Here is a 13637-nt window from a genome sequence, read left to right on the forward strand (position 1 = left end):
GGAAAAAGGATCATGGAACACCTAGAGCGCCATCCCCTGAGCAGCGCCATGCGCGAACGGGTATTGGCCGAGCTGGCGCGGATCGAGCGCGAGCGCAATGTGCAGGTGCTGTACGCCTGCGAATCCGGCAGTCGGGCCTGGGGCTTTGCCTCCACCGACAGTGATTACGACGTGCGTTTCGTCTATGTGGAAAAGCCCGAATGGTTCATCCAGGTGGATGCCGGGCGCGATGTGATCGAGCGGCCCCTGGATGACGAGCTGGACATCAGCGGCTGGGAACTGCGCAAGACCCTAGGGCTGTTGCGCAAGTCCAACCCGACCCTGCTGGAATGGCTGGATTCACCCCTGGTGTATCGCAGCGAACCGGCCGCCGCCGCGCGCCTGCGGGAGCTGGCGGAGGCGTTCTACAGCCCGCCGGCGGCGCGCAATCATTATCTGTCGATGGCCAAGAAGAACTTTCGCGGTTACCTGCAAGGCGACAGCGTGCGTTTCAAGAAGTACTTCTACGTGCTGCGGCCCTTGCTCGCCGTGCGCTGGATCGATCAAGGACGTGGCCGACCGCCGATGACCTTTGCCGATCTGCTGACCACCGTCGACCATCAGCCACTGCTGGACGAAGTGGCTGAGCTGCTGGTTTTGAAACGCTGCGCCGACGAGTCCGCCTACGGACCGCGGCGCCAGGCACTGCACGCCTTTATCGCCGCCGAGCTGGAACGCCCGGTGCCGAAACTGGCGCGTACCCATGAAGACAACGCGTTGCTGGACGCCTACCTGCGGGAAACCGTCCGGCACTACGCCTGAGGAATGAGATGAAACAGGATGTAATCGAACTGGACGGCGCCATCGGCGGCGGCCAGGTACTGCGCAGCGCCTTGAGCCTGTCGATGCTCAGCGGCAAGACCCTGCGTATCCATAATATTCGTGCCCGGCGCAGCCGCCCGGGGCTGCTGCGTCAGCACCTGACGGCGGTGCAGGCCGCAGCCCAGGTCTGTGGCGCCAAGACCTCGGGGGTCGAACTCGGCTCCCAGGCCCTGACCTTCGAACCGGGGCCGATCCGTGGCGGTGACTACCGCTTCGCCATCGGTACGGCGGGCAGTTGCACCCTGGTGCTGCAGACCCTGCTGCCGGCCTTGTTGCATGCGCCGCAGCCCAGCCGCGTGATCATCAGCGGCGGCACCCACAACCCCCTGGCGCCGCCGGTGGATTTTCTCCAGCAAGCCTGGTTGCCGTTGCTGCGGCGCATGGGCGGGCGGGTGGAACTGCAACTGTTGCGCCATGGTTTCGTCCCGGCCGGCGGTGGCGAGCTGGAGGCCTTTGTCCAACCGTCGGTGCTGCAGCCCCTGCACCTGCAAGAGCGTGGCGCACTGCTGGGCAGCCGGGCCTGGGCGCTGAGCGCGGGCCTGCCCGAGCATGTGGCGGAGCGCGAGTTGCGCCGGGTGCACAATCGCCTGGAACTGCAGCGCGAGCACCTCACCCCGGTGCAGCTGGATGAACAATACGGCCCGGGCAATGTGCTGTTGCTGGAGTTCGCCTTCGAGCACCTGACCGAGCTGTTCAGCGGATTCGGCCAGAACAGCCTGCGGGCGGAAAAGGTCGCCGACGTTGCCATCGATCAGGCCCGCGCCTGGCTGGACTCCGGCGCGGCGGTGGCCGAGCACCTGGCCGATCAACTGCTGCTGCCCATGGCCCTGGCCGGTGGCGGCAGCTTCACCACGCCGCGCATGACCGAGCATCTGGAGAGCAATATCCGGGTGATCGAAGCGTTCCTGCCGGTGCGCATCGAGGCGCGTTCGCTGGGCGCGCACCTGTTGCGGATGGAGTGCCACGGCCTGGGATGACAGCCCGGGGCGTGAGGCCCTGGCGCGGCTCAACCCGCTGTTGCAGATGGCCACCCTGACGGCCGTATCCTCAGCGACAGCGCGGCGATCCTGATCCGCCTCGGCCCGGAGTGTCCCGACTCCGGGCTGCTGCCTGAAGCGCCGTCGGCCTGCGCATCTGCACAGGCGCTGGCTTGCTGGCGGCCACCTCGGCGGCCCCCAGCTTCTGCAGTAGGCGGGGTGAGGGCGACAGGTTGAAGCGGCAGTTGAGTGTGTACCGGAGAAACTGGCAGTCTGCGCGCCCGCGCTGGTGTCGGTTTTTCTCACAAGGATGTACCCAATGGATGGCAATACCTGGCTCAAGGCCTTGAACGCACTGCTGACGCTTCTGCAACGCCTGGTGTTGCTCAGTGGCTGGTTTATCGCCGCGCTGATACTGGGGTTCACCATCAAGTCCGGGTTGCAGCCCTTTCTGGCGATGTTCCTGGCGTCGCTGCTGGGGGTGGTCGCGCTGGTGGTGCATGAGGGCGGGCATTACCTGGGGGCACGCGGGTGCGCCATGCCGGTGTTGCAGGTGCGGGTGGCCGCGGTGGAAATCCAGGTGCAACGACGCGGCTGGCGGTTGCGCTGGGCGCCGCAGCTCAAGCGCAATCGCCTGGGCGGTTATGTGATTGCCGTGAGCAATCTGCAACGCCCGCTGCGGCGGCAGTGGATGGTGGTGGTCCTCTGCGGGCCGCTGCTGAACCTGCTGCTGGGCGCCGCTGCCCTGGGGCTCGGGCTGTCCTGGTCCGGGGTGCCCGGGGCCATGGCCCTGGCGTTCGCCGCAATCAATCTGGCCATGGGCCTGGGGAACCTGATGCCGGCCTGGCGGGTGTCGCCCAGCGACGGGATGCTCCTGCTGGGCTGGTTTATGCATCGCGACGATCAACGCCCGGAACTGGCCCAGGCGCGTCTGCTGGCCCAGACCGTGGCCGGGGTGCCCAGCGCGGAGTTGCCGGAGGAAGATCTGCAGCGTTTGGCCGAAGGCGCCATGCCCGGGCCGTTGCTCGCTTTCGGCTGTCGCCTCAATGCCCTGCAGGATCAGGGCGACTGGCCGGCCGCGGTGCAGATGGAACAGGCGCTGGAACAGCTGCTGGTGGCCCGGGCGACGGAGCTGAACGGCATGAGTGGCCTGATCGAATTGTTGCGTAGCGAATTGGCCTTCTGCCGCGCTTTTGTGCAGCGTGACGTCGCCCCCTTGAACAGCCCCCCGATGAGCGCCGAAGTGGATTGGAACGCACCCTGGCTGCGACCGCGCTGCCTGGCCTTGCAAGCCTTCCTGGAGGGCGACCGGCAGCAGGGCGAGCGTCATCTGCAGCAGGCGCTGCAAGCGGCCAATAACAGCGTGGTGCTGGCCCAGGGCAAGAGCGAAGCGCTGCTGGCCGAATACCTGCGGGCGTTGCCGGCACCAGGCCGCTAAGGCCCCGGCCCACGGCATCGAACAGGCCGTTGTGCTGGCGCGGGCTTGCCTGCGAAGGTTTGCCGCTGGGGGACCAAGGTCTGTGCAGCGCCCAGCCGGTTTCCGCTGTGATGGGGGAGTGGGCGGGGTGAAAATAATCGGTTCGCGGTGGCAAACCTCTTATACTCCGGCGCCTTATTTTCCCTACCAGCCAGAGGAACGCCCCGTGGCCAACGAACCGGATCAGGATTTCTACAACCGCGCCGATGCCATCATCGAGTTGACCAACTCCCATATCGCCGACAGCAGCCGGGGCAAGGCCAGCGCTTCGCTGATGTACGCCAACGCGCGCTTCAGCGCCTGGGTCAGCGCCTGCGGCTGCCGTAATGCCGAGGAACTGGCGGCGTCCAAGCAGCAGGCGGTGGACTATTTCCTTGAGGAGTTCCGCCTGATGCTGGAAGAAAACCTCACCGACTACGTCGAGAACTACTCGCGCTACATGAACGCCAATCCGGATTGAAAACAGTCGACGCGGTCTTGCCTGGGCCGCTTTCGTGAGACTGTCGGGGAGTCGCTTGCTGCCCTGCTGCAACCCGTGCACTTATCGCCTCGGGTTGTCTGCCGCCCACCTTGCATAACCCTTTGATCTGAGTGTTCCAGGACCACGGCAACCGTTGGTCCTGTTGTCTTGCGGCCATCCCGAGCGCCGCCAGGGGCTCAACTACACTGCGCCTGCGGCAAGTCTTGCCGGGCGTCGTACCTCCTGCTCAGGGAGGCCGATGGCACGGTGGCTTCAGGCCCCGCGACAGACAGGAACACATCCAATCAGCAAGGAGTGCCAACCATGATCGTCATTCCACAACGTGTCATTGAAAACGGTAGTGTCATCTCGCTGCGCGGCGACTCGGGCAACTATATGTCGCGGATGGGCGCGACCGGGCTTGAGCTGTCCAAGGGCTCCATCGACCAATACTGCAAGTTCCGGGTGGTGCTGGTGCAAATCGGCACCGACAAGAAACTTGCGCTGCAGGGCGACACAGGCAAGTTCATGTCGCGCATGGGGGCGACGGGGCTGGAGTTGTCCAAGGACAGCATCGATCAGTATTGCCAATTCGCCTATGCCATCGATACCGCCAGCGGGCAGGTTTCCCTGCGCGGCGACAACGGCAAGTGGATGTCGCGGATGGGCGAGACCGGGCTCCAGTTGTCCAAGGACGGGATCGACCGGTTCAGCCAGTTCATGCTGGTTCTGGAAGGTTGATGCCCGAGTGATTGGGTAGCTCCCTGGCGCTGGCCGGGGCAAGACGGTGACGGTCATTCGCAGCTGCGAGCATTCGTCCACCGATTGAACTCTTGGTGCAGGGCCGGACACACTCTGTCGAGCGCGAGTGCTGCCATCAGCGCCGTTGCCGAGCCGCTCGCGGGTATTCACACACACACACATTCTGGTCACACAAAACGTGATCGGCGTCACTCTTTTCTCAAGTGATCCATGACCCTGGTCGATAAGCTCTGCATGCCTATTGATACGGAGTTCGTCATGGCCTTGCTACCGGTTCGTCTGTCTCATCGTTTGACCCTCGGCAGTGTGCTGCTGTTGCTGTTCACGGCGTTGGCGGTGTTCGCCGTGATGACCTTGCGGGGGCAGCCCAGAGTGGTGGCGGCGAGCTCGGCCCTGATTGAACAGACCGGCAGTGCCATCGTCCGGCAACTGGCCTTGCAGTTGGCCGGGATCGAAGGGGTGACGGCCAGCATGGCCCATCTGGTGGAGGGTTTGCCCAAGGAGCAGGCGCTGGTGATGGCCACCTTGCCCAAGCTGATCGACCACGAAGGCGACAAGGCGATCGCCGGGGGCGGCATCTGGCCGGAACCCAATGCCTTCACTGCCGGGGTCGAGCGCCGCAGCTTCTTCTGGGCGCGCAGCGATGCCGGGCCCCTGGCGTTCTCCGATGACTACAACGCTGCCGGCAGCGCCGGCTATCACCATGAAGCCTGGTACACCGGCGCGCGCAACAGTGCGCCGGGGCGTTGCCTGTGGTCCGAGGCCTACCAGGACCCGGTGACCCAGGTGCCGATGACCACGTGCAGCGTGCCCTATCGTCAGGACGGCGCCTTCGCCGGGGTCGCCACCATCGACCTGCGCCTGGATGACTTGGCGCGTTTCCTCAAGGAACAGGGCGCGGTCACCGGCGGTTATGCCTTTGCCCTGGATCAGGCCGGCAATGTCTTGTATTTCCCCGATGCCCAGGCCGGTGGCGGTGGGCAGATGCTCAGCTTCGACGCCTTGAGCAAGCAGCAGCCCTGGCTGCATCCGGTGGCCGAGGCCCTGGCCAAGGCGGCGCCTGCCGGGCAGGTGCGCAGCCTGGATCTGGCAGAGGATGGCCGGCTGCAGGAAGCGGCGCGGGTCAGCCTGTTCAGCATGCCCGGCAGTGGCTGGACCATCGGCCTGGTGACCCCCGAGCAGAGGGTCACCGGCCTGGCTCGGGCCATGACCACCGAGATCCTGCTGTTCCTGCTGCCGTTGCTGGCGCTGCTGTTGTTCTTCGCCTGGCTGGCCGGGCACAAGCTGATTGCCCAACTGGAGGAAACCACCCAGCAGATCGATGCCCTGGGCCGTGGTCAGGCCACGGACAACGCCGAGCTGCACGTGGCCCGGGCCGATGAGATCGGCGCCTTGCGCGGTGCGGTGAATCGCTATGCCGGGCAACTGCGGCAGATGCTGTACAAGATCGCCAGCGAAGCCCAGCAGCTGCAGAACGAAGCCGCGCGCCTGGGTGAGCTCAGCAGCACCCTGGCCCAGCGCGCCGAGCAGCAACGCCAGGAAAACACTCAGTTGGCCACGGCCATTACCCAGATGTCCTCCAGTGCTCTTGAAGTGGCGCAGAACACCAACAACTGCGCCGACACCGCCCGCCAATCCCTGGTGGTGGTGCAGGACGGCCAGCAGCGGGTCGCGGCCAACAGTCAGTCGATCCAGCAGCTGTCCACGGAAATGGCCGAGGCCACTGCGGTGATCCAGCGCCTGGAACAGGACAGCCAGCAGGTCGGCGCGGTGCTGGATGTGATCAAGGCCATCTCCGAGCAGACCAACCTGCTGGCGCTCAATGCTGCCATCGAGGCCGCTCGGGCCGGAGAGCAAGGCCGCGGCTTTGCCGTGGTGGCGGATGAAGTACGGACCCTGGCCGGCCGCACTCAGACCTCGGCCAACGAGATCAGCGGCATGATCAGCGATTTGCAGCAGGCGTCACGTCAGGCGGTCCAGGCGATTCAGGCCGGTGAGGCGCGGACCCGTGAAGCCGTGGGCGAGGCCTCCGGCGCGTCGCAGGCACTGTCGAGCACCGTCACCAGCTTCGACGATATTTCCCAGCGCGCGCAGCAGATTGCCGTGGCGGCGCAGCAGCAGAGCCATGTGACCCAGGAGATCAACGAACTGGCGGTGCGCATCCACGGCATCAGCGAGGACAACGCCCGGGACGCCCAGGCCCTGGACAAGGTCAGCGAGGCCATGCAGGCCCTGTCCGGGCGCTTGTCGAACCTCAGCCAGGGCCACAGCTGAGGCATTGCCTGCCCGGGCCGTCAGTGGTCCGGGCGGGTTTCAGTCCCCCCGGGCCGCAGTCGCCGGCCCGTTTCAGACCTGGCTGGACATCATCAGCTTGAGGTTCAGCAACAGCCCCAACGACACCCAGCCGACCCCCAGCAGGCCATTGATCAGTGGCTTGCCGGGAGCCACGCGCGTGGCCAGGAAACGGGCGATGGCGGCGCCGATCAGCGCGCCGGGAAAGTCCAACAGGTAGAACAGCCAGCCCATGGAGTCCTCCGGGGAGCTGATCCACAGGCTGAACAACTGCAGGTGCGCGGCCAGGGCCAGGGCCACTCCGGTGAACAGCGCCGGCGTGGGCCGGGTGCACAGCAGCAGGCCGAGGATCAGCCCCTGGGGCAGCCAGTAGGCGGCAAAGTTTTCCCAGAAATACTCCATCGGTTGCCCGGCCCGGACGATTGCCAGGGACAGCCCCCAGAGGAGCGCGAGGATGGCGGGCAGGTACTTGAGGCGGGCAACGGGTACAGCGAGTGAGGGTGAGGGCATTGCAGGGTCTCGACGATCAAGGGGCATCAGCGGTGGTGGCCGCCGGGAAGGGTATCTGTGGTGTCGCTACAGAGTTCGTGGACGCATTGGCGCAACCAGCGATGGGCCGGGTCGGCCTCCATGCGCGGGTGCCAGAGCAGGGAAATGGTCAGCTCCGGCAGCGGTACCGGCAGGCGGAAACTGTGCAGGCCTTCTCGCAGGTTGCTGGTGTGGCGTTCGGGCACCAAGGCGATCAGGTCCGAACCCCGGGCCAGGGCCAGGGCCGCGGAAAAACCGCTGACCAGGGTGACGATCTGCCGCTGCCGGCCCAGGGCCTGCAGCGTATCGTCCATGCGGCTATGGTCGTGCCCCTGGTGGGACACCAGGATGTGCTGGCCGGCCAGGTAGTGGTCGAGACTCACCGGGCCGCGGCTCAAGGGGTGGTCGCTGCGCACCACGCCGATAAAGCGATCGCGAAACAGCGACCGGGTGCGCAACTCGGGGCTGGTGTCGGCATCGATCACTGCGGTTTCCAGATCGACGCTGGCCTCGCGCAGGGGCTTGCTGTCGCGGTCCAGCTTGGGCACGAAATGCACCCGTACCCCGGGCGCTTCGGCCCGCAGGCGGTTGACCAGGGCCGGGCCGAAGTTCTCGACGAAACCGTCGCGGCTGCGCAGGGTGAAGGTGCGCACCAGTTGCCTGAGGTCGATCTGCTCGGCCGGGCGCAGGGCGGCCTGAGCTTGCTCCACCAGCGGTCCGACTTGCTGGCGCAGCTCCAGTGCCCGGGGCGTGGGCACCAGGCCGCGTCCGGCGCGGACCAGCAGCGGGTCACCGGTGGCCTGGCGCAGGCGGGACAGGGCCCGGCTCATGGCCGACGGGCTCAGGTTCAGGCGCAGGGCGGCCCGGGCCACACTGCCTTCGCTCAGCAGTACGTCCAGGGTCAGCAGCAGATTCAGATCGGGAGTCGACATGGGCGGAATCTAGCACGCTCAGAGCTGACATGGCGTTGCATGCATCAATTAACTGCAAGGCCTGCGTCTTCCGCCAGGTCTGGCGCGGACATAGGCTGGCGGGCAAATGCCTTGATGGAGTCTGCGCAATGTCCACCCTTGAGTCGAACCGTCCCGCGCTTCAACCCCGTGCACGCTGGGCCCTGGCCAGCCTGTCGCTGGCGACGCTGATGCCGTCCCTGGACACCAGCATTGCCAACGCCGCGCTGCCGAGCCTGGCCCGGAGCCTGGAGGCATCCTTCCAGCAGGTGCAGTGGATTGTCCTGGCCTACCTGCTGGTGATCACCACCTTGATTGCCAGCGCCGGGCGCCTGGGAGACCTGCTGGGCCGGCGCCGGGTGCTGCTGGGCGGGATCGCCCTGTTCACCCTGGCTTCGCTGCTCTGTGGTCTGGCGCCAAGCCTTGGTTGGCTGCTGGCGGCCCGGGCCCTGCAAGGCCTGGGGGCGGCCCTGATGCTGGCCCTGAGCATGGCCCTGGTGGGCGATGCGCTACCCAAAGCTCACACGGGAACGGCTATGGGCGTGCTGGGCAGCCTGTCGGCCCTGGGCACCACTCTGGGTCCGTCCCTGGGCAGCCTGTTGCTGGCCGGCGTCGGCTGGCGCTGGATTTTCCTGGTCAATGTGCCGTTGGGACTACTGGCTTGGCTGCTGGCCTGGCGTTGCCTGCCACAGGACCCCAAAGCCACCTCAGCCAGCGCTTTCGATCTGCCCGGGACGCTGCTCCTGGCCCTGAGCCTGGGTGCCTATGCCCTGGCCCTGACCCTGGGGGACAACCCGCTGGCGCTGTTGAACCTGGGGCTGTTGTCGGTAGCGGTGGGTGGGGGCGTGCTGTTGGTGTGGGTAGAGCGACGGGTAGCCGCGCCGCTGTTTCAGCCCGCCTTGCTGCGCCGGCCGCAACTGCGCCGCAGCCTGTTACTGAGCCTGCTGGTGTCCACGGTGATCATGACCACTCTGGTGATCGGGCCTTTCTATCTGTCCCAGGGGCTGGGGCTGGCGACTGTCTGGGTGGGCCTGTGCCTGTCCCTGGGGCCGCTGGTGGCGACCCTGAGCGGGGTACCCGCCGGACGCCTGGTGGATAGGCTCGGCGCCCGGCTCTTGTGCCGGCTCGGGCTGCTGGGCATGTTCTTCGGTCTGTGCCTGCTGGCGCTGTTGCCCGTGAGCCTGGGGCTGGCGGGGTACCTGCTGCCCATTGCCCTGGTGACTGCCAGCTATGCGCTGTTCCAGGCGGCCAACAACAGCCTGGTGATGCTCGACGTGGCAGCGCAGCAACGGGGGCTGACGGCGGGCCTGTTGAGCTTGTCACGCAACCTTGGCCTGATCAGCGGCGCGGCCGCCATGGGGGCGTTGTTTGCCGTGATGTCGCGGCCGGGCGAGGGCGGTCCTGCCGATGTTGCGGCGGTGGCCCGTGGCATGCACTGGACCTTTGCGGTCGCTGCCGTTCTGATGCTGCTGGCGCTGATTGTCGCCTGTTTCGACCGGTTGTCCGAGGCGCCTGATCGGGCTTGTCGGTTGCCGCGCCCGAACTAAGCTTGGCCTGCACACCCCACCAAGGAGCAGGTCACCGTGAGTACACTTCGCACCCCTTCTTTAGGCCCGATTGTCGGGCACACCACCGATACGTCCTGCCGTTTATGGATCGCCGCCTCCGATGCCCTGGACGAGAAGGGCGTGGCGGAGGATATCCGCACCATCGGCGTGATTGGCGTGGTGGGCAGCAATGGTCGGGTCGCGGCGGACAACATCTTCTATTTTCGCTTGCGACGCGAGTACCACCGTACCGGCACTTTCAATCTTGGTGTCGACACCAGCCTGTGGAGCAACCAGGCTGCGCGCAAGCAGCTCAAGCCCTTTGTGCTGACGCCTGACACCCGGTATCGGGTGCGCATGGCGTCGCTCAACGTCGATGACGCGGGCAGCAATGATGATGATGTGTCCAGCGAGTCGGTGGTGCAGCGCCTGCCCGAGCCTGGCGCCTGGGCCAATGATCTGAACCGCACCGGGGCCGACAAGATGTACGTCGAAGCCGAGTTCACAACCCACGCCAGTGCCGGCGCCAAACCCGCGCCCCTGAGCTTTCTGCTGGGGTCTTGCCGCTACCCGGGGCTGCTGTGGAAACGCAAGAATTCCGACACCATCTTCGGGCCGATGCTGGCCGACCATGGGGATGCGCAACTGGTGCTGATGGTGGGTGACCAGATTTATGCCGACCTGTTCAACCGCCTGGTGCCGGTGGGGCTGGCGGATACTTTCGAGGAATTCGAGGAGCGCTACCACAGCGCTTTCGGCTCGCCGAACATCCGCCAATTGCTGGCCCACCTGCCCACCTACATGATCCTCGACGACCACGAGATCGAGGACAACTGGACCCAGGACCGGATTCGCAAGGACCGTGACAAGCGCCTGCTGTTCAACCTCGCCATGGGCGCCTACATGAGTTACCAGTGGAGCCATGGACCCCGCTTTGCCGACAGCTATGTCCATGGCCGGGCCATGACCGGTGACGACAAGTACCTGCAGCAGTTGCAGACCAACCAGCTGTTCTACGACTTCTCCTGTGGCGACTACCCGTTCTTCGTGCTCGACACCCGTACCCAGCGCTTTCTCGATGATGTGCCGGATGCCCTGGAGGACAACCATCTGCTGGGCCGTCCTTCACTGCACCCCAGCGAACCGGGTCAGCTCGACCGGCTGTGTGCCTGGTTGCGGCACATGCAGGAGGATCGGGGCAACATCCCCAAGTTCGTGGTCACTTCCAGCGTCTTTGTGCCCAACGGTGTGGATACCGTGGGCACAGATTCTGATGCCGTGCGCCACAAGAACGACAGTGACTCCTGGTCGGCTTTCCCCTCCACGCGGCGCGCCGTGCTGGAAACCATGATCGAGCACCAGGTGCAGAACGTGGTGTTCCTGTCCGGAGACATTCACTGCTCGAACATTTCCCGGTTGGCGTTCAGTGCCGCAGGGCAGGCCCTGAAGTCCTACGCCGTCACCTCGTCGGCCTTCTACTGGCCTTTTCCCTTTGCCGACGGTGACCCGGCTGGTTACGTGCACGACTCAACGGCGCCGCAGACGCCCGATAGCTTTGCGCTTCTCGACGGTACGCACACCATGGATTATCACACCTGGGCCTTTACCCAGGCCGATAACTTCGCCCGTCTCGACTTGCATCCCGACAGCGCCGAGTTGGTGGTGCAGTTCTACGGCGCCGACGGTGCGCCGCTGTTGACCCGCAAGCAGGACGACAGCGTGAACAACCAGGAGGAACGGCTGCAACTGATGCCTTGGTAGCAGGGGCGTCCTCAGCTATGCCGATTGATGGATAATCAACCTCCCCTGACCGCTTGCTCCGGCCGGGGGAGGCAATGGAATTTCCATCAATCAGGCGGGCAGGGGCGTAGGCATGGGGCTAGGTGTACAGGAGATCAATGGCAGTATCGGTGAGCAGAAAACATCGGCGCTGTTGTTGAAACGATTCTGGGTTTTGAAGCGCACCCCCGATGTGGATGGCGCAGATTTTCTGGTGCAGTTTCCGCAGACCGATCTTGAGTCCATCAGGGCTGCCGCTGGTGGCATCCAGTGCTTCGGTATTGTGCAGTCGAAGTACTTCCAGAAGAAAAATCCGGTGCGTATCCAAAAGCATTATGTATTGGATCAACAGGTTCCCCGCTGCGAGTTTTTTTGCTTGATCCACTCCCAGGATGATCAGGGTAATGACCTGACCTACTTCTTTTCGGCCAAAGAAATTGTTCAATGCTTCGAGGACAGGGGGGATAATTATGTGTTCTCTGTCACCAAGAAAAGAACCTATGAAAAGTACCGAAATCTTAGTTCGCAGGTGATCTTCAATAGCATTGAAAATGGCATGTATGAGGCCGATGTAGCGAACAACAAAGTGTATATAAACAAAATATACGAACGTATTGTCATGCCTACACAGCATTATCAGGAAGAGCCTGATTTCGAGTATTCATTGAGGATTGTCGAAGGGGTCAGGCTGGTTATCTGCTTTGATCTCCAATCGTCACGTAAGCATCTGCTGGAAGGACGACGAGACCTGCATGCCAATCGAGGAGAGTTCGGATGGGGTGGCAAAGGCACCGGCAGCAAGTTTCTGGCCGTATCCTTGCTGGCTCATCACCTGGATGGCGCCACGCCCGGAGAGAACGAAATCAATGCGCTCTTGAACAATTTGATTGCAAAACTGGATTTCACCGCAGAGCACCGGATCTCAAGTGCGGATGTGCGGCTCGCACTGTCGAAGGTGACCCCCCAAGGGCAGTTGCTGTGGGACAAGAGCCAAGCCGAATTGCCTCAGAATGAGGACTTTTCACGAGAGTATTTCATTATCAAAGACTTGATTGGCAACGTCTTGCACATGGAGTGCTATCGCGCAGAGCAGTATGAGATCCCTGTAGAGGCAACGCTTGCCAGTCAGGTGTCGATCTTTCTTCCTGTGGCCAAGAAGAACCTGGATGCTACATCGAACAAGTTGCTGGCAGTGGTAGCGCTCAAACGAGAGTGGCAGGGCGCTCAAGTCGTGCGGATTCTTGGAATCCAGAGTATCTACTATGACAATTGATATCTTGGGCGCTTAGACCTCGCGGCCTTTTATGTAGATTTCGTGCAAGTCATCTACGCGACCAAGAAACATCGCCTGACGACATAGCATCGAACTGATGAGGGCGATGCTAATGCCCAGGTAAAGTAACTTGTATTGCGCGATGGGCAGAAAAACTGGGGTGTTGTAGCACAACTCTATGGTGATCAGGGTAATGAATCCGCTCAGCAGGTTCTGGCAAAGCGTCACTTCCGCCATGGCCTTCACCAGTGTCTTCCCGGCCCCCTCATCCTCTTTTATGACTTGGTCGATGCGCTTTGAAAGATGTTTCCATTGCCTGGTAAAGGAGGTGGATGTTTCTCCGTCCAGTCCCAGCAATTGTTTCATGTTCCGGCTGCTGGCTAAGAGGGCGATGGACAACAGGTCCCAGAGGACGGCAAAACCTGTGAAGACGATGCCGGATACGTAGCTAAGAATGATCAATACGATAAGCAGAGTGCCTGTGAGCATTGCTGGAACACTTTGCGGTTCAACCCCTGGCAGGAGCGGGTACTTGAAGGCCAGGACGATCCAGAACGCCATGCCTGGGCAGATTCGCGCAATCAGGTCGTAATAGATGCTGGGAATGAGGTTGAAGATCGAGGTGAGCCCGCTGCCGCCTTCGCTCTTGCCGGGTTCTTTCTTACCCTTGTCTGCATCGCTCATGGCTCTCTCCCTTGTGCTCGGAACTCCTGGCTACTGACTATTAGTTC

12 protein-coding genes and 1 pseudogene are annotated in these 13637 nt (G+C 63.5%); 10 read left to right on the forward strand and 3 right to left on the reverse strand.

The window, feature by feature from the left end; all coding sequences use genetic code 11:
- The first annotated feature begins 12 nt into the window (after positions 1 to 12).
- The 7 genes and pseudogenes from PFZ56_RS17240 to PFZ56_RS17270 all read left to right on the forward strand — a co-directional run bounded on the left by PFZ56_RS17240 (position 13) and on the right by PFZ56_RS17270 (position 6811).
- Positions 13 to 801 (forward strand): nucleotidyltransferase domain-containing protein, encoded by a 789-nt coding sequence (locus PFZ56_RS17240; RefSeq protein WP_110652946.1) that lies wholly within the window; start codon positions 13 to 15, stop codon positions 799 to 801.
- Positions 802 to 809: 8 nt separating this feature from the next.
- Complete coding sequence (gene rtcA / locus PFZ56_RS17245; RefSeq protein ID WP_170004217.1) at positions 810 to 1838, forward strand: RNA 3'-terminal phosphate cyclase; 1029 nt, start codon at positions 810 to 812, stop codon at positions 1836 to 1838.
- Positions 1839 to 2157: 319 nt separating this feature from the next.
- Positions 2158 to 3276 (forward strand): site-2 protease family protein, encoded by a 1119-nt coding sequence (locus PFZ56_RS17250; protein ID WP_110595918.1) that lies wholly within the window; start codon positions 2158 to 2160, stop codon positions 3274 to 3276.
- A 205-nt stretch (positions 3277 to 3481) separates the two neighbouring features.
- Positions 3482 to 3775, forward strand: coding sequence for a DUF3144 domain-containing protein (locus PFZ56_RS17255; protein WP_102864173.1), 294 nt, complete (start codon positions 3482 to 3484; stop codon positions 3773 to 3775).
- 324 nt (positions 3776 to 4099) lie between these two features.
- A complete protein-coding gene (locus PFZ56_RS17260) occupies positions 4100 to 4516 on the forward strand; it encodes a hypothetical protein (RefSeq protein ID WP_047285711.1) in 417 nt (138 codons plus the stop codon).
- Between the two features lie 537 nt (positions 4517 to 5053).
- Positions 5054 to 5641: pseudogene (locus PFZ56_RS17265) on the forward strand (cache domain-containing protein); the annotation flags it as partial.
- Positions 5642 to 6811 carry a methyl-accepting chemotaxis protein gene (locus tag PFZ56_RS17270; RefSeq protein WP_394304656.1) on the forward strand — a complete coding sequence of 390 codons (1170 nt, stop codon included), beginning with the start codon at positions 5642 to 5644 and terminating at the stop codon, positions 6809 to 6811. It abuts the pseudogene before it with no gap.
- A 72-nt stretch (positions 6812 to 6883) separates the two neighbouring features.
- Here PFZ56_RS17270 and PFZ56_RS17275 read toward each other — a convergent pair whose 3' ends face one another.
- Both PFZ56_RS17275 and PFZ56_RS17280 read right to left on the reverse strand, forming a co-directional pair.
- The gene (locus PFZ56_RS17275) at positions 6884 to 7339 is read right to left on the reverse strand and encodes a hypothetical protein (RefSeq protein ID WP_110595916.1); all 456 of its coding nucleotides are present in this window, start codon (positions 7337 to 7339) and stop codon (positions 6884 to 6886) included.
- A gap of 26 nt (positions 7340 to 7365) precedes the next feature.
- Positions 7366 to 8289 carry a LysR family transcriptional regulator gene (locus PFZ56_RS17280; protein WP_394304400.1) on the reverse strand — a complete coding sequence of 308 codons (924 nt, stop codon included), beginning with the start codon at positions 8287 to 8289 and terminating at the stop codon, positions 7366 to 7368.
- Between the two features lie 128 nt (positions 8290 to 8417).
- Between PFZ56_RS17280 and PFZ56_RS17285 the strand changes: the two genes are divergently transcribed.
- The 3 genes from PFZ56_RS17285 (at position 8418) to PFZ56_RS17295 (ending at position 12906) form a co-directional block, all read left to right on the forward strand.
- A complete protein-coding gene (locus PFZ56_RS17285) occupies positions 8418 to 9854 on the forward strand; it encodes an MFS transporter (RefSeq protein ID WP_102879989.1) in 1437 nt (478 codons plus the stop codon).
- Between the two features lie 36 nt (positions 9855 to 9890).
- Positions 9891 to 11615 carry an alkaline phosphatase D family protein gene (locus PFZ56_RS17290; RefSeq protein WP_265074600.1) on the forward strand — a complete coding sequence of 575 codons (1725 nt, stop codon included), beginning with the start codon at positions 9891 to 9893 and terminating at the stop codon, positions 11613 to 11615.
- 112 nt (positions 11616 to 11727) lie between these two features.
- On the forward strand, positions 11728 to 12906 hold the full coding sequence (locus PFZ56_RS17295) for a DUF6166 domain-containing protein (protein WP_170004897.1): 1179 nt from the start codon (positions 11728 to 11730) through the stop codon (positions 12904 to 12906).
- Between the two features lie 12 nt (positions 12907 to 12918).
- Here the strand turns inward: PFZ56_RS17295 and PFZ56_RS17300 are convergent, their stop codons facing one another.
- Entirely contained in the window at positions 12919 to 13590 is a 672-nt protein-coding gene (locus tag PFZ56_RS17300; protein ID WP_170004899.1) for a hypothetical protein, read from the reverse strand.
- Positions 13591 to 13637: the final 47 nt, after the last annotated feature.

It is taken from the genome of Pseudomonas danubii, assembly GCF_042980055.1.
Taxonomy (GTDB): Bacteria; Pseudomonadota; Gammaproteobacteria; order Pseudomonadales; family Pseudomonadaceae; genus Aquipseudomonas; species Aquipseudomonas danubii.

Coding starts and splice junctions, on each gene's coding strand:
- rtcA (WP_170004217.1), top strand. CDS start 810: ATGAAACAGGATGTAATCGAACTGGACGGCGCCATCGGCGGCGGCCAG.
- PFZ56_RS17275 (WP_110595916.1), bottom strand. CDS start 7,339: ATGCCCTCACCCTCACTCGCTGTACCCGTTGCCCGCCTCAAGTACCTG.
- PFZ56_RS17250 (WP_110595918.1), top strand. CDS start 2,158: ATGGATGGCAATACCTGGCTCAAGGCCTTGAACGCACTGCTGACGCTT.
- PFZ56_RS17280 (WP_394304400.1), bottom strand. CDS start 8,289: ATGTCGACTCCCGATCTGAATCTGCTGCTGACCCTGGACGTACTGCTG.
- PFZ56_RS17260 (WP_047285711.1), top strand. CDS start 4,100: ATGATCGTCATTCCACAACGTGTCATTGAAAACGGTAGTGTCATCTCG.
- PFZ56_RS17295 (WP_170004897.1), top strand. CDS start 11,728: ATGGGGCTAGGTGTACAGGAGATCAATGGCAGTATCGGTGAGCAGAAA.
- PFZ56_RS17240 (WP_110652946.1), top strand. CDS start 13: ATGGAACACCTAGAGCGCCATCCCCTGAGCAGCGCCATGCGCGAACGG.
- PFZ56_RS17285 (WP_102879989.1), top strand. CDS start 8,418: ATGTCCACCCTTGAGTCGAACCGTCCCGCGCTTCAACCCCGTGCACGC.
- PFZ56_RS17300 (WP_170004899.1), bottom strand. CDS start 13,590: ATGAGCGATGCAGACAAGGGTAAGAAAGAACCCGGCAAGAGCGAAGGC.